The following is a 15,575-nucleotide window of genomic DNA, read 5'->3' on the forward strand; positions in this document are numbered from 1 at the left end:
AACTTCAGGAAATTACCTGACAAGACTCGCGCCTCGCATCTGGACGGCGTATGGTGACAGCTAGGGTTGGCACCGTGGTTCGACCTGACGGGAGACGTCCATGAAGATACCTACCGTTCGCGCAGGTGCGCATATTGAAGGCGTGCACTGGATTGCCGAGTACGCTGAAGACGTTCACGAGATTCGTGTGTTTCGGGAAGGCCAGGAAGTGGATGTGCATAATGCGCCGTCCACGTTGTTTGGCGATGAGGAGAATGCCGGGTCAAAGAGTACAGCCGATCATCGGGCGGTTGAGGCCGCTGTGCTTGCTTATTTGAGGCGGTTTGTTATTGAGCATGATGCGGAGGAGTAGGGGTTTTTGCCTGCTCGGCGCTTTGTTTGCTGGTTTGTCTGCGGCCTTTCTTTGATTTGGTTGCCTGCGCGGCGCTTGTTCGTGTGTTTGCCTGTGGCGTTGGCCTTTTCTTGCTCTGGCTTCTTTGGCCTTTCCTTGCTCTGGCTTCTTTGGCCTTTCCTTGAATTCTTATTGGTCTATTAGCGTCGCCCCTGTGCGGGGCGGGCACTTACTTCTCTTTGCCGGCCGCAAAGAGAAGTAAGCAAGAGAAAGCGGCTCACCCCGCTAATTCTTCAGCGGGTCCCCCGCGCAGCCACGGTAGCGGTGCATCTGGAATCTGTGTTCCCGCACATTTTGCCTTGGTGACAAGGCAGTCATGCTTCCCGCCTCGCACTGCGCGCTCGCCGGAAGGGTTCGCCCGGAACCACCTGATTCGTTTTGCCTGGCCGAAAGCCATCGGCTTTGCCTCGGCGATGCGCTGACAATACCGGATGGATCTGGAAGTGCCGCTGGGCGCATCAAGCGGTTAGCGACCACCAGTGCCCCTAACTCCCGGAAGCACCTGGTGGTTCAACGGAGGCACCTGGTGGTTCAATGAAGTAGCCGTGAGCGCGACGATAGCTGACGGTTTGCCGGATGCCGGCAACATCGCACGGTTCGATGAAATAACCCCGAGTATCGGCAACAAGCACCCGGTTTGGTGAGGTACCGCGTCGGCGCGCGCAGCGCCGCCGGAAGTATGATGCCCTTGTCACTGGCGCCGAATGTGCGAGGGCGCGGATTCCAGATGCACCACTACCGTGGCTGCGCGGGGGACCCGCTTAAGAATTAGCGGGGTGAGCCGCTTTCTCTTGCTTACTTCTCTTTGCGGCGGCCCCTCCATGTCAGGCTAGTTGTCGCCTCACCCGAACCGATTGATGTAAAGATGGGGGGCGGGCAGCGAATGGAAGATGAAACGCTATTCAGCGGAAACCCGGGAGTGGGTAATCCAGCAGATGATGCCGCCGTTCAATCGTGCGGTCATCGAGCTGGCGGGGGCGACGGGCATCACCACGGTGACGCTGCGGACCTGGCGGCAGCATGCAAGAGATACAGGGAAATTCATGCCGGGCAATGGCAAAACGGGCGATCAGTGGTCAAGCGCCGGGAAGTTCAGGGCGGTGCTGGAGACGGCGTCGCTCAACGAGATCGAGACCTCACAATACTGCCGCAGTAAAGGCATTTATCCGGAGCAGATCCGGCAGTGGCGCGAGGCGTGCGAGCAGGCCAACGCGGTGCCTGAAACGAAGCCCACGGCGGCCCGGCGCAACGAGGCGAAGGCTGCGCAAAAGCGCATCCGTGAACTGGAGCGCCAGCTCAAACGCGCTGACGCGGCCCGTGCGGAGGCGGCGGCATTGCTGAACCTGCGAAAAAAAGCCGAAGCGATCTGGGGCAAGGAAGAGGACGACTGATCAGCCGCCCGGATCGTGAAGAAGCCATGCAGCTGATCGATGAAGCCGTACAGCAGGGGGCACGCCGTGCGCGTGCATGCGAGCAGTTGGGACTCAGCGTGCGCAGCGTCCAGCGCTGGCGCCTGTCGCCGCAGGACGGGCGCGCTCAGGTGAAGCGTGCAGCGCCGCCCAACAGGCTGAGTGAGGCAGAACGTCAGGCCGTGCTCGATGCGGCCAACCGTCCGGGCTACGCGAGTCTGACGCCGCACCAGATCGTGCCGAAGCTGGCGGATGAAGGGATTTATCTGGCTTGCGAATCGACGTTCTACCGGATACTGAAAGCAGCAGGACAGGGCCAGCGCCGAGGTCGGGCCCGGGCGCCGCAACGACGCACGCTTACGACGCATTGTGCCGATGGTCCGAACCAGGTGTGGTGCTGGGATATCACGTGGATGCCGGGCACGGTCAGGGGCCGGTACTTTTACTGGTACATGATGAAGGACATCTACAGCCGCAAACTGGTGATGAACGAGGTGTGGGAGCAGGAGTCGGCTGAGCACGCGAGCGAGTTGCTGAACAAGGGATGTTTGCGTGAAGGTATCGCCGGGCGTCCGCTGGTGCTGCACTCGGATAACGGCAGTGCAATGAAAGGCGCCACGATGCGCGCGGCCATGATCGATCTGGGCGTGCAGCCTTCGTTCAGCCGGCCGCGTGTGAGCAACGACAACGCCTTTGCCGAGTCACTGTTCCGTACGGCCAAGTACTGCCCGTTATGGCCTGAGCAGCCGTTCGACACGCTGGAGGCGGCCCGCGCATGGGTGCAGCGCTTCGTCCAGTGGTACAACGAAGAGCACTGTCACAGCGGCCTGAAGTATGTCAGTCCGGGGCAACGGCATCGCGGCGAAGCCAACGATCTGCTGGCCCGCCGGTGTGCGCTGTACGAAGACGCGCGCAGGCAGAACCCCGCACGCTGGTCAGGTGCCATCCGCAACTGGCACCTGGCAGACTCGGTCTATCTGAACCCGGAGCGAACTCACGCGTCGGCCAAAATGTATAAGCACGCAGCGTAACGGTTCATGCGACAACTACCTTGACACACACCGCGGCAAAGAGAAGTAAGTGCCCGCCCCGCACAGGGGCAACACTAATAGACCAATAACAATTCAAGGAAAGGCCAAAAACCCAGATCAAGAAAAAGCAATCCGCAGGCCTACAAAAAACGAACAAGCGCCGCGCAGGCAAGCAAGCAAATCCAAAAAATCCAAACCCAAAAAAACCACCCTAATGCCGCCGCAAAAGGCAAAACCCCACCTCATTCAGCAGGCCGCAACTTCTTAACCTCAGCATCCGACGGCTGCACACTAGCGCCGTCAATATACCGATATGAAGTCATCACGCCCTTGCCATCCTTGAGCCCTGTCACGCCGACAAAAGCCCCCATCGTCGACTGATTATCCTGCGCCCGATAAGTGATCGACCCAAACGGCGTCTCCACCCCAAGCCCCTTGAACGCGGCAGCGAGCTTATCCGAATCCGTAGACCCAGCCTTCTTGATCCCATCCGCTATCGACATCAACGCCGAATACCCCACCACCGACCCAAGCCGCGGATAGTCATGATATTTCGCCTGATACGCATCGACAAACTTCTTGTTCGCAGCCGTATCGATCGAATACCACGGGTAACCCGTCACGATCCAGCCAGTCGGCGCCTCCGCACCCAACGGATCGAGATAGTCCGGCTCGCCCGTCAGCAACGAAACCACACTCCGGTCCTTGAATAAACCGCGCGTATTGCCTTCACGCACAAACTTGCCGAGATCCGCGCCGAACAGCACGTTGAAAATCGCATCCGGCTTCGCATCGGCAATCGCCTGCGTGACCGCGCCCGCATCGACATTGCCCAGCGGCGTCGCCTGTTCGGCGACAAACTGCACGTCCGGCTGCGCCGCCGTCATCAGCCTCTTGAACGTGGCCACCGCCGATTGCCCGTACTCGTAGTTCGGATACACCAGCGCCCAGCGCTTCTTCTTCAGCTTCAACGCCTCGGGCACCAGCATCGCTACCTGCATATACGTCGAAGGACGCAGACGGTACGTGTATTTGTTGCCATCGGCCCAAACGATCTTGTCAGTCAACGGCTCGGCCGCGAGGAAGAAAATCTTCTTCTGCTTCGCAAAATCGGTCAGCGCGAGACCCGTGTTCGACAGGAAACCGCCAAACAGCAACTGCACCTGCTCACGCGCAATCAACTCCTGCGCGACGCGGATCGTGTCGCCCGGATTGCCGTTGTCGTCGCGCGACACTACTTCGAGTTGTTTACCAAGCACACCGCCTGCCGCATTCACCTGCTCGAGCGCGAGATTCCAGCCGTTCTTGTAAGGCCCGAGAAAGGCGGGCTGCGCCTTGTAGCTGTTGATTTCCCCGATCTTGATGGTCTGCTGTGCGCTCGCGCCAAAAGCAGCAAGCGATAGAACCGTTGAAACCGTGAGGCGAGAGATCCATCCTGCGCGCGTGGTCATGCGTTTCTCCGTTATCAAAAGGATTGCGGGAATGCGGTCGTTTTTATCAAGCGTTGAAGCATTTCGCGATTCGTTCAGCGAGCCGTGCTGCGAGTTGTGCTGCGAGTCGTGCTGCAAATGGTGCTGCGAGTGATGCTGCAAACCCTGCTGCGATGCGTTTGGCGATTTCACTCCGCCCGCGGCGTCGCACGGATTCTGGCGACGTTTGCCGTGACGCCCTCCCATGCCGGCTTGCCGCCGGCGAATTGCTGACGCAGGTACGACACGAGCTCGGCGACCTGGGCATCATTGAAACTGTCACGGTAAGCCGGCATCGTACCGAGTTCGGGGCGCGCAGGCGAGCCGATACCATCGAGAATCACGCGAATCAGATTATCAGGCGTCGTGCTGTGCAGATTCGTGTTAAGCGCCAGCGACGGATGCGCGCCAAACAATTGCGGCCCACTACCGGTGTGATGACAGGCGGCACACGCACCATCGAAGAGACGTGCGCCGAGGCCCGTTGCCGTACCCGTAATCGTGCTGGCCTGCTCGTATTGACGCGCCATCGCGACAGGATCCGCGTTCGGCTCCAGGGGACTCAAAGACGCCAGATACGTGGCCATTGCGCGAATGTCGCTGTCGGGCAGCGCCGCCAGATCGCTGACAACCGGCGCCATCGGCCCGGCCGCGACGCCATGCAGGGGCGCATGCCCATAGCGCAGATAGCTGAACAGTTCGTCCTCACTCCAGGGCACGGGTGAGTTGGAAAGCGTCGACAGCGCGGGCGCTTCCCATCCCTCCGCCATGCCGCCGCCCATGAACGCCGCGCCGGTTTTCTCGGCGCCGAATGCATTGCGCGGGGTATGACAGGCGCTGCAATGGCCGAGGCCGTTCACCAGATACGCCCCGCGATTCCATTGCGTACTTTGCGTCGCGCTAACGGCAAACGTATTGCGTCCGAGAAAGAGCCCGTTCCATACGGCCATCAACGGACGGACGCTGAATGGATACGCCAGCTTCGTTTCCGGCGGACGGGAACGCACCGGCGTTTGCGCCATCAGGTACGCGTAAAGCGCTTTCAGATCGTCGTCGGACGTGTTTTTGAACGACGTGTAGGGGAACGCGGGATACAGACGGTGCCCGTCGCGGCTGATTCCTTGCCGCATTGCCCGCACGAATGCGTCGAGCGACCATGTCCCGATGCCGGTCTGCCCATCGGGCGTGATGTTGGTGCTGTAGACGGTGCCGAATGGCGTAGCAAGCGGTTTGCCGCCCGCATTCGGCACGCCGTTGTGCGCGGTATGGCAAACCGCACAATTGCCCAGCGATGCAAGCAGTTTGCCGCGCGCCACCAGTTCGGGCGCAAACGCGCTCGCGAGCGGCGGCATAATCGGTGCAATAGCGTGCGGCGACATCGCCAGCGCCCCCAGCCAACCGGCCGCGCCCGCGGCGAAAGTGCCAAGCAAGCCGAGCCGCCAGCGCTTCTTTTTGCGCGCGGCCGCTTCTTCCGCTTGCGCATCGGCAAGCGCGGCGCGAATGGTCTCCGGTGTGAACGGCGGCCTGCGAAAACGCACACCTGTCGCGTCATACAGCGCGTTGGCGATCGCCGCGGCGCCAGGCAGCGACGCCGATTCGCCGGTGCCCATCGGCGGCTCGCCGTGACGCGGCATCATCACCACGTCGATCACCGGCACTTCGCGGAACGTCAGGATCGGATAGGCGCCCCACTCCTGACTTGTCACCGCGTTCTCGCCAAATGTCACGCGCTCTTTCAGCGCTCGGCTGGTCGCCTGAATCACGTTGCCATGTATCTGATGACGCACACCGTCCGGGTTCACCATCGTGCCTGTGTCCTGGCCGACCACCACGCGCGTCACAGCAAGCTCGCCGCTCCTGCGATTCACCTCGACGTCGGCGACCCAGGCGGACCATGCCGCGCCGAAGCCGGGAAATTTGCTATGCACGTAGCGAGCGTAAGCGAAGCCTCTGCCGCGCACAATGTCGCCCTCTTCCTGCGCGTCTTTCAAAGCGATGTCACGCGCTTGCCAGCCGGCTTTCTCGGCCACGGCCTTGACGAGGTCGATCGCACGCGGATCAGTGAGATGTTTCAGCCGAAACGCAACGGGATCGACACCCGCCTCCACTGCGAGTTCGTCGATGAAGGACTCATGTGCGAACGTGTTCGGCAAAGCGGACACGCCTCTTAGCCACGACGCCCGCACGATTGGCGGCGTGTCGTCGCAGACAATGCGCATGGTCCGGTAATCGTATGGTGGCACGGCCGTGCGATCGCCCATTTCGAATACTTGCGGCTGCGCGGAGATGGTTCCGGTAAGCAGCAGCGCTAACGTGGGGGCATCGTTCGACGGATAGCGCGTCGCGAAATCGTAGGCAGCGAGCTCGCCTTCCGCACTCAAAGCGCCGCGCACATCCATCAATTGCGCGGCGCCTTTGGGTTCCCACGCATGCTCGTCTTCGCGCGAGAGTTGCACGCGCACCGGACTGCCGGTTGCACGCGATAGCAGCGCGGCGTCGGCGGCGACATCGTCCGCGCAATTGCGGCCGTAACAACCCGCCGCGTCCATGCGCACGATTTCGATGTGCGCTTCGTCCAGCGCCATCAGCAAGGCGAGATCGGCACGCAACGAATGGGGATTCTGCGTGCCCGACCAGATTTTCAGCTTCGCATCGCGGTAGTCGGCTACCGCGCACGACGGTCCAATCGACGCATGCATCTGAAACGGCCAGACGTAGGTGCGTTCCAGCGTTCGAGCCGGGTCCTGAGCGAGTGCCGAGTCGACATCGCCCTCGATCACCAGGTCGCGCCGGTTGGACGGATTCGCTCTGAGCGCAGCTTCCACTTCCTCGCTGGTCTCGAGCGGCGGCAAACCTTCTACTGCTTTCCACCGCACATTCAACCGCTTCACCGCCTGCTGCGCGACCTCTTCGCGCTCAGCCACGATGCCAACGAAATCGCGAATCACCACGACCTTGACGATGCCGGGCAAGTCACTGATGGAATCTTCATCGACATGCAGCAGACTATTGCCCATGAAGTCGCCCTGCGCGACACCCGCATAAGGCGGCCGCACAACGCGGCCGTGCAGCATGCCCGGCACGCGCACGTCATGCACGAAACTCAATTCACCGGTTGCCTTTGCCGGGATATCGACGCGTGGCGTGCTCTTGCCGACGATCTTATACGCGTCTGGCGATTTCAACGGGGCATCGGTGGCGAGCGTTAATTCGACGCGCCGCCCGGCGACCAATTCGCCGTAGCTCATGCCCTTTGTGGTGTCGCCCTCGCGCTGCACAACCACACCATCGCGCACATCGAGCATGTCAGCGCTCACGCTCAGACGTCGCGCAGCTTCCGTCAGTAGAAACTGTCGCGCCTGCGCCGCCGCATGCCGCAATGGCACGGCCGAAATCTGGATCGTGGCGCTCGCAATCGTGGGTCCCTGATTCGGTGCTTCGTTCGTGTTTCCAAGCACGATCGATACACGCGTCAACGGCACGTCGAGTTCTTCCGCGACGATCTGCGCGAGCGCCGTGCCGATACCGGTGCCCAGGTCGACATGTCCATTGAACGCGACCACACTGCCGTCGTCGCGCACGACGAGAAACATGTCCGCCTCCGTCGGCACGAACGAGGACCGCGACCCTGGCTGCCCAACCGCCGCTCGCACCGGCGCTTGCGGCGGCCGCGTGACGATCAGCACATTCTGCGCGTCATAGAGCTGCTGCCGCGACGGCGGCGCGGCCCGGCGATCGACACTGAAATCCGGCCCGGTCATGCGCGCGCTCCCGGATCCAGCACCGGTTGCATGGCGAGCAAAACCGCTGCGCGCTGTACCGCGCGCACGATCTCGACATGCGTGCCGCAGCGGCAGAGATTGCGTGACAGTTCACGCCGGATCGTCTCGACACTCGGATCCGGATCGCGATCGAGCAACGCTTTGGCGGTCATGATCATGCCGTTCAGGCAATAGCCGCACTGCGCGGCCTGTTCTTCGATAAACGCCTGCTGCACCGGATGCAGCGCGTTACGTGTGCCCAGCCCTTCGAGCGTGGTGATCTCACGTCCCAATGCGACCTTGGCGGTCGTCACGCATGAACGCGTCGGCATGCCGTCGAGCAGCACCGTGCACGCGCCGCACTCGCCGAGTCCGCAGCCGAATTTCGGACTGTTCAATGCGAGGTCGTTACGCAGCAGATAAAGCAGCGGCGTGTCAGCGGCTGCGCTGACGAGATGCGTCGCACCGTTGACGCGCAGCGTAAGCGGCGCCGGACGGTTCATGACCATACCGGCCACGCCGTGCGGCGCGCGTTCAAAGCACCACCGGCACTTCAGTCGCCGGAGGTGTATTGCGGCTGCGCCGGCAGCGGATCAAACCATCGATCATCACCATGCCGACCCCGGGGATATCGCCGAGCTGCACGCTTTCCAGCAGCGTATCGGCAGCCGTGTGCTGCGCGCGGTCCATGAAGACGAGGTCGGCGGGACGGCCCACTTCGATCAACCCTTGCCGCAGATTGCGTTGCCGCGCGGTATTGCCGGTCGCGAAGCAGAAGGCGATTTCAGCGGGAATGTCGGCGAGACTGGAGATCAGCGCGATCATCCGTAGAATGCCGAGCGGCTGCACGCCGGAACCCGCCGGGCTATCGGTGCCGAGAATGATCCGATGCGGACACTTCAATTCGATCGCATGACGTGCGGTGAGCAACGCGATTCGCTCGTTGCCGTTGTGAACGATCTCCAGCGCGCGGCTCGATTGCTCGCACAGATCGCAGACATGCCGATAGGACAGCGACGTATGGCCGCCGTTGATATGGCCGATCACGTCCGCGTCCGCCGCGAGCACCACGTCTCTATCGATCAGGCCCGAGCCGGGAATCGACGGGCCGCCTGTGTGAATCGTGCTTTGAATGCCGTACTTGCGTGCCCACGCGACCATCTGCCCCGCTTCCTCGCCGCCCTTCACACTGCCGAGACCCACTTCGCCGAGCAGCTTCACACCCGCTTCCGAGAGCTCCTTGAAGTCCTCCTCGACCATGCCCTTCTCGATCACCGGCGCACCCGCCATCACTTTCACGCCGCCACCGACACCCGCGCCGCGCATTCCTTCGAACGAACGTTGAGCGGTGATCGCAAGCGCCTTGACGCCGACCACGTCTTTCGGACGGCCAGGCAAGTGCACTTCACCGGCGGAGATCATCGTCGTCACGCCGCCGTTCAGATTCGATTCGATCCAGCCCATCTGATTCTGCCGCGGCGTCCAGTCGCCGAACACGGGATGCACGTGCGAATCGATCAGGCCAGGGGCAACCGCGGTGCCTTTGCAGTCGACCGTCGTTCGCGCGCCTTCGAGGTCGCAATCTTTCTCGCGGCCGATCGCGACGATCACGCCGTCTTCGATCACCAGCGTATTCGCGTCGAGAATCGGCTGGTCGATGTCGCCGGATAACAGCAAACCAATGTTCGTTACCGCGACCTTGCCCGACAAGCCTGTCAACGTCTCTGCTGCCATCTGCCTCTCCTTTCGCAACGACTGCCCGGCGCGGCATGCGCGCACACCCTGCACGCTTCATGCGCCGATGGAATCACACGCTCAGATAAGCGCGCCTCACTGTTTCGTTCTTTGCGAGTTCACCGATCGTGCCGCTGAAGCGGATCTGTCCTTTTTCGAGGACATACGCGCGGTCACTGACCAGCTCGGCGAAGTGCAGGTTCTGTTCTGACAACAGAATCGACAACCCTTCGCGCTTGAGTTCGAGAATCATGTTCGCCATCTGCTCGACGATCACGGGCGCGACGCCCTCGGACGGTTCATCGAGCAGCACCAGATACGGATTGCCCATCAGCGTGCGCGAGACGGTGAGCATTTGCTGCTCGCCGCCGCTCATCTGGCCGCCTGGGCGCTTCGGCATTTCGCCAAGATTGGGGAAGAGCCGGAACAGCTTTTCCGGCGTCCATTGCGGCGCGCCTTCGCGTGGTGGCTGGCGGCCTGTATCGAGGTTCTCCATCACGGTCAGATCGGAAAACACGCGGCGGTCCTCGGGCACAAAACCCATGCCCATGCGTGCGATACGGTACGGTGGCCACGCCGTGATGTTTTGCCCGCGAAAACGCACTTCGCCCTGGCGGCGCGGCAGCAAACCCATCACCGCTTTCATCGTCGTCGATTTGCCGGCGCCGTTGCGGCCCATCAGCGCGACCACTTCGCCGCGGCCAACTTCGAGGCCGACATCGAACAGAATGTGCGCGCGGCCATAGAACGCATTGAGACCGGAGACTTTCAGCATTGGCTCGCTCATTGCCGCGCTCCTTGCCCTTGATGACCGCCTGCCGCTTCATGCAGCGGCGCGCGTGGCTGAAAGGTCTTGCCGGTGCCGAAATAGACTTCCTGCACGCGTGCGTCGTTACGGATCGTTTCGGCGTCGCCTTCTGCGATCAGCTTGCCGCGCGCGAGCACGATCATGCGATCGGCGTACGCGAATACAACGTCCATGCTGTGCTCGGTAAACAACACACCAATTTTGTGCTCCGTGACGAGACGCTTGGTCAGCGCCATCAACTCGTTGCGCTCCTTTGGCGCCATGCCGGCAGTCGGTTCGTCCATCAGTAACAGCTTCGGGTGGTTCGCCAAAGCGATAGCCAGCTCGACACGCTTGACGTCGCCATATGCGAGCACCCCGCAAGCGCGATTCGCGTCGGCACCCATGCCGACCTGTTCGAGTAGCGTCATGGCTTCCCCGGCGTAGCGCGAGCCCGCCGGTTTCCACAAACCGAAGGTTTTTCGTTCACGCGAGACCAAGGCCATCTGCACGTTTTCGAGCACGGTCATCGAATTGAAGGTCGCGGCAATCTGAAACGTGCGGCCGACACCCAGCCGCCAGATATCGCGCGGCCGCATGCCGACCAGTTCATGATCGTCGAGGCGAATCGAACCGGACGACGGCTGCAGTTGGCCATTAACCATGTTGAAGCAGGTCGACTTGCCCGCGCCATTCGGACCCAGCAGCGCGAGAAGCTGACCGGCTTCCAGGTTGAAGGAAACATCGTCGACCGCTTTCAGCCCGCCGAACGACTTGGAGAGGCCAGAGACGCGCAGCAAGCTCATAGCCCCTCCTTGATCGCGGTACCTTGCGATGGCGACGAAGAACGCTCTTCAGCCTTATCCACCGTGTCGTCGCCAAAACGTTCACGAATAAAACCGACGATGCCTTGTGGAAACGCAATCACCAGCAGCAGAATGGCGAAGCCCAGCAATGCCTGCCAATAATCGGTTTGCCGCGCGACGGTGTCCTGCAGCCACGTGAACACGGCTGCACCGACGATCGGGCCAGTCAAGGTCTGCAAACCGCCGAGCAGCACCATCACGAGGCCATCCACTGAACGGCTCACGCTGATGACCTCCGGTGAGATCGTCCCCTTGGAGAAGGCATAAAGCGATCCGGCGAGTCCACAAAACAGCGACGCGACGACGAAGGCCGCCCACTGCACGCGTTTCACGTCGATACCGATCGCCTCGGCGCGCAGCACCGAATCGCGCGATGCCCGCATCGCGTAGCCCAGCGGCGAGAACAGCATCTTGCGCAGCAACCACACGCCGATCACCGCGCAGGCGAGCGTCAGATAATAAAAGGCGACTGGTGACGACAGCCAGTTCGACGGCCACAAGCCGAGAATGCCGTTACTGCCGCCCGTCACGTCGTCCCACTGGAACACGACCGACCAGACGATCTGCGCGAATGCGAGCGTCAACATCGCCAGGTAGACGCCTGAGAGACGTACGCAAAACCAGCCGAACACGAGCGCGCCCGCCACCGCGAGCAGGGGGCCGAGCAGCAACGCGGCTTCCATCGGCAGATTCAGAACTTTGAGGAACAGCGCGGCGCCGTATGCGCCCAGGCCGAAGTACGCCGCGTGGCCGAACGAATGCATGCCGCCGGGGCCCATGATGAAATGCAGACTCGTTGCGAACAGCACGGCGATCAGGATTTCAACCAGCAGCACCGGCATGTAAGGAAATGCATTGGCCGCAAGCGGCGCGAGTACCAGCACCAACAATGCGATTGCCGCCAACCACTTCAGGCGCTTGCCAGCGGGCCTTAATGGCGCTTCAGGCGCGGCCATGCCACGCACCGCGGCGCTCGCCTTCCCTAGCAAACCCCAGGGCCGCACTACCAGCACCACCGCCATCACGACAAATTCCGCGACCAGCGTAAAGCGGCTCAACGACAGATCGATACCGAACACCGACACATGGCCGATACCGATGCACAACGCCTTGATCTCGGCGATCAGCAATGCCGCGACGAACGCACCCGGAATCGACCCCATCCCGCCGACCACGACGACGACGAACGCATTGCCGATGGTCTCCAGATCCAGCGACAGATTCGCCGACATTCGCGGTCCTTGCAGCGCACCGCCCAACCCGGCGAGAAACGCACCGACAAAAAACACGCCGGTGAACAGCCACGCCTGATTGATGCCAAGCGCACCGAGCATCTCGCGATCCTGCGTCGCGGCACGCACCAGCGTGCCCCAGCGCGTACGCGTCAACGCATACCAGAGCAGCAGCAACACCACCGGTCCGATCACGATCAGCGCGATATCGTAGGTCGGCAGCGGGTGGCCGAGAAAATCGACTGCACCTGCCAGATGCGGCGCGCGGGGACCGAAGAGGTCTTCCGGGCCCCACAGCCACAGCGCGGCGTCGCGGAAAATCAGCACCAGCGCGAACGTGGCCAGCAGGTGAAACAACTCGGGCGCCTGGTAGATGCGCCGCAACACGATCATTTCGACCAGCGCACCGAGCACGGCGACCACCAGCGCGGCAGCCAGCACCGACAGCCAGAAGCCACCCGTCGTGTGGCCAAAGCGGCTCGCAATGCTATACGCGACATAAATGCCGAACATATAGAACGAACCATGCGCGAAGTTGACAATGCGCGTCACGCCGAAGATCAGCGACAAACCAGCGGCGACGAGAAACAGCGTCGACGCGTCGGCGAGTCCGTTGACCAGCTGTACCAGCAAATTCGAAAGCATCGCGACCCTTGAAAGAACTCAACGCAAACCGTCTTCGCCCTTGATCTCACTCACCTGCAAGCCACCAATGCGTGGCAGCGGCCGGCCGGAAGCCGTCACCGCAACCGCCACGACGATTTCATTCGCACGCGGCGCGTCCGACACGCGCGCTTCGATTGCGTCGAAATGACTGCGCACGAAGGCAGCGTCCTTGTGGCCCAACGGCACGTCGATCGCGGTGCCGAGTGTGCCCATTTTTTTCGCCGACGGCACCAGCGCCGCGCCCTTTTCGACCGCTACCCGTAGTGGCGCACCGAGCTTGGGGTGCAGGATCGCAGCCGCATGTTCCAGTTCGCCGGCTTCACCGACGATCGCCGCCTTGCCATAGCTTTGCGCTTCGCCAGGCTTGATGCCGAGCGCTTCGACGCATTTGTTGCCGAGCAGCGCGCCCAGTTCCTCACCGGCTTCGATCAGTGCGTCCAGCGTGGCCTCATAACGGCCCGCATAGGGATTGTCGATCACCGCGATGGCGACTGCACGGCGTGTTGGCGGCTCGATAGTCTGCCCCATTTCAATGCGTGTTTCATCGACCTGCACGACCAGCTTGCGAAGCTTGATTGCCATTTCGATCTCCGGGATTCGATTCGTGTACTTGTACTGTCTGACTGCTTCAGCTAATTGCTTCGGCCAGCGCTTCAATTCAACGCTTCAGCGCATTGCGTGGATCAAGGCGCCGCTCAGCGCAAGCCGTCCTTACCCACAATCGCCTCTTTCGCCAGGCCGCCGACACGCGCATGCACGCGCTGGCCCGTGCTCATCACGAGGATATATACCAGTTCGTCCGCGGCGGGTGCACCGGGCACACGCACTTCGATCGCGTCGAAGTGGCTGCGCACGTAGCTTGCGTTGACGTGCGTCAGCGGTACATCGAGTGCGGTGGAAGGCGCCCCGACTTTCTTGGTCGACGGCACGATGGCATTCGTCGGCACCCCGTTCTTCTCCAGCAATTCGCGCATCGCATAGCCACCTGGGACATGCCACAACGCGCCATGCTCCAGTTCGCCACGCGAGCCGATGATCGCACCCTTGCCGTAACTTTCGATCGACGCGTGCGGCACGGCCATCGCCGCGAGCAGCCGTTGCGCCATGTCGAAGCCGATCGGCTTGAGCGCTTCCATGCCATGTTCGATTCTGGCTTCGTAGCGGCCGGCGAACGGATTCGTCATCACCGCGGCAATCGCGCCGCGCCGCAACGGCTGCGCGGGCGCAGGGCCGAACTCGTGGAAAATGTCTTCGACGTGCGTCAGCACGCGGCGTATTTCGAACACGGAGCCTCCGTAGTTATCTGCGCGTGATGCGTAAACAACGCGCCATTCTGACGAGCACCACCGGTGACTCGCACGCGCCCTTGCAGGAACAACGCGGCACCTTCGATCAAACCCTGCTTCTGTAAACGCTGCGCGGCGTCGGCACCACGCGCCAGCGCGAAATCGATCAACGGTTGCGGTAAAGACGGCACGTCGACGGTCACGAGCATGTCACCGAGATCGCTATCGTCCTTCAGCGAGGAAGCCGGCCTGCGCACGATGCCCGCATGGTCCAGATTGACGGCGTTGGCGATCACCGTCGCGGCGGCGTCGGCGGTGGCGGCGTTGCGGGCGAGCACGGTCACGCTGTCGGCAATGCCAAGGCTGAAGCTGCGTCCGCGCCATCCGCTTGTCGCGATACCGCGAATCGGGGTGACATCGTCGAGCGTCAGGTTTGCGTCTAAAGGCAGATCGCCTGACAGCCTCGCACCGGAGAACTCTGCCAGATCGGCAAACACACCCACGCGGTATCGTTGTCCTTCCGTCAAATATAGAGCGATGTCGCCGCCATTGTTGATGAAAGCACGTGATACGCCTTCCCGCGCGAACGCCGCGATCAATTCGTCTGCGACACTGCCTGCCACGGCCGCCATCGGCGTAATGTAGCGCGCACGGTGAGGATGGCAGGCGTTCCACATCCGGCGTGCTACTGGACCTTTCAACGCACAATCGCTATGAGCCGCATGGCTCGGCACAGGTTGCCGCAGCAGTCTCAACTCGCCGACCAGCTCAGGCAGCACGTCAGAAAAGCGCGCCCAGCACGCCTCGTAGGCAGCCTGCACGGCCAGGGGCTCGCCGTCCGCGCTGAGAATCAGATCGATGGGCCCATGCTGCCAATGCCAGCGGGCCGCATCGAGTTGGGTACGGGTTGCGTTCATCGTGTTCGTCGCATTCGTCGTATCGG

At 62.0% G+C, this 15,575-nt stretch carries 12 protein-coding genes; 2 read left to right on the forward strand and 10 right to left on the reverse strand.

Annotated features, from left to right (window positions below; all coding sequences use genetic code 11):
* Positions 1-100 precede the first annotated feature (100 nt).
* Together ACUN0E_RS19325 and ACUN0E_RS19330 are read left to right on the forward strand one after the other, a co-directional pair.
* Entirely contained in the window at positions 101-352 is a 252-nt protein-coding gene (locus tag ACUN0E_RS19325; protein WP_063499960.1) for a hypothetical protein, read from the forward strand.
* A 929-nt stretch (positions 353-1,281) separates the two neighbouring features.
* Positions 1,282-2,831, forward strand: a protein-coding gene (locus ACUN0E_RS19330; protein ID WP_445565976.1) for an IS3 family transposase whose coding sequence is annotated in 2 segments (ribosomal slippage) — positions 1,282-1,756 and positions 1,756-2,831 — 1,551 coding nt in all. Because the reading frame shifts where the segments join, the coding sequence is not laid out codon by codon here.
* 242 nt (positions 2,832-3,073) lie between these two features.
* Here the strand turns inward: ACUN0E_RS19330 and ACUN0E_RS19335 are convergent.
* The 10 genes from ACUN0E_RS19335 to ACUN0E_RS19380 all read right to left on the reverse strand — a co-directional run bounded on the left by ACUN0E_RS19335 (position 3,074) and on the right by ACUN0E_RS19380 (position 15,549).
* Entirely contained in the window at positions 3,074-4,282 is a 1,209-nt protein-coding gene (locus ACUN0E_RS19335) for an ABC transporter substrate-binding protein (RefSeq protein ID WP_408228400.1), read from the reverse strand.
* A gap of 167 nt (positions 4,283-4,449) precedes the next feature.
* Positions 4,450-8,061 carry a molybdopterin cofactor-binding domain-containing protein gene (locus tag ACUN0E_RS19340; protein ID WP_445567635.1) on the reverse strand — a complete coding sequence of 1,204 codons (3,612 nt, stop codon included), beginning with the start codon at positions 8,059-8,061 and terminating at the stop codon, positions 4,450-4,452.
* A complete protein-coding gene (locus ACUN0E_RS19345; RefSeq protein WP_445567636.1) occupies positions 8,058-8,564 on the reverse strand; it encodes a (2Fe-2S)-binding protein in 507 nt (168 codons plus the stop codon). The genes ACUN0E_RS19340 and ACUN0E_RS19345 overlap by 4 nt, the downstream gene beginning before the upstream one ends.
* 31 nt (positions 8,565-8,595) lie before the next feature.
* Complete coding sequence (locus tag ACUN0E_RS19350; RefSeq protein ID WP_408387959.1) at positions 8,596-9,795, reverse strand: amidohydrolase family protein; 1,200 nt, start codon at positions 9,793-9,795, stop codon at positions 8,596-8,598.
* A 73-nt stretch (positions 9,796-9,868) separates the two neighbouring features.
* A complete protein-coding gene (locus ACUN0E_RS19355; RefSeq protein WP_408520048.1) occupies positions 9,869-10,582 on the reverse strand; it encodes an ABC transporter ATP-binding protein in 714 nt (237 codons plus the stop codon).
* Complete coding sequence (locus tag ACUN0E_RS19360) at positions 10,579-11,388, reverse strand: ABC transporter ATP-binding protein (RefSeq protein WP_445567637.1); 810 nt, start codon at positions 11,386-11,388, stop codon at positions 10,579-10,581. The genes ACUN0E_RS19355 and ACUN0E_RS19360 overlap by 4 nt, the downstream gene beginning before the upstream one ends.
* Entirely contained in the window at positions 11,385-13,325 is a 1,941-nt protein-coding gene (locus ACUN0E_RS19365) for an ABC transporter permease (RefSeq protein WP_445567638.1), read from the reverse strand. Before ACUN0E_RS19365 ends, ACUN0E_RS19360 begins: the two co-directional genes overlap by 4 nt.
* An 18-nt stretch (positions 13,326-13,343) precedes the next feature.
* Entirely contained in the window at positions 13,344-13,928 is a 585-nt protein-coding gene (locus ACUN0E_RS19370) for an amino acid synthesis family protein (protein ID WP_408387963.1), read from the reverse strand.
* A 113-nt stretch (positions 13,929-14,041) separates the two neighbouring features.
* A complete protein-coding gene (locus ACUN0E_RS19375) occupies positions 14,042-14,632 on the reverse strand; it encodes an amino acid synthesis family protein (RefSeq protein ID WP_445567639.1) in 591 nt (196 codons plus the stop codon).
* The gene (locus ACUN0E_RS19380; RefSeq protein ID WP_445567640.1) at positions 14,608-15,549 is read right to left on the reverse strand and encodes a UPF0280 family protein; all 942 of its coding nucleotides are present in this window, start codon (positions 15,547-15,549) and stop codon (positions 14,608-14,610) included. Before ACUN0E_RS19380 ends, ACUN0E_RS19375 begins: the two co-directional genes overlap by 25 nt.
* Between the last annotated feature and the right edge of the window lie 26 nt (positions 15,550-15,575).

It is taken from the genome of Paraburkholderia sp. D1E, from assembly GCF_052682275.1.

Coding starts and splice junctions, on each gene's coding strand:
- ACUN0E_RS19325 (WP_063499960.1), top strand. CDS start 101: ATGAAGATACCTACCGTTCGCGCAGGTGCGCATATTGAAGGCGTGCAC.
- ACUN0E_RS19335 (WP_408228400.1), bottom strand. CDS start 4,282: ATGACCACGCGCGCAGGATGGATCTCTCGCCTCACGGTTTCAACGGTT.
- ACUN0E_RS19340 (WP_445567635.1), bottom strand. CDS start 8,061: ATGACCGGGCCGGATTTCAGTGTCGATCGCCGGGCCGCGCCGCCGTCG.
- ACUN0E_RS19345 (WP_445567636.1), bottom strand. CDS start 8,564: ATGAACCGTCCGGCGCCGCTTACGCTGCGCGTCAACGGTGCGACGCAT.
- ACUN0E_RS19350 (WP_408387959.1), bottom strand. CDS start 9,795: ATGGCAGCAGAGACGTTGACAGGCTTGTCGGGCAAGGTCGCGGTAACG.
- ACUN0E_RS19355 (WP_408520048.1), bottom strand. CDS start 10,582: ATGAGCGAGCCAATGCTGAAAGTCTCCGGTCTCAATGCGTTCTATGGC.
- ACUN0E_RS19360 (WP_445567637.1), bottom strand. CDS start 11,388: ATGAGCTTGCTGCGCGTCTCTGGCCTCTCCAAGTCGTTCGGCGGGCTG.
- ACUN0E_RS19365 (WP_445567638.1), bottom strand. CDS start 13,325: ATGCTTTCGAATTTGCTGGTACAGCTGGTCAACGGACTCGCCGACGCG.
- ACUN0E_RS19370 (WP_408387963.1), bottom strand. CDS start 13,928: ATGGCAATCAAGCTTCGCAAGCTGGTCGTGCAGGTCGATGAAACACGC.
- ACUN0E_RS19380 (WP_445567640.1), bottom strand. CDS start 15,549: ATGAACGCAACCCGTACCCAACTCGATGCGGCCCGCTGGCATTGGCAG.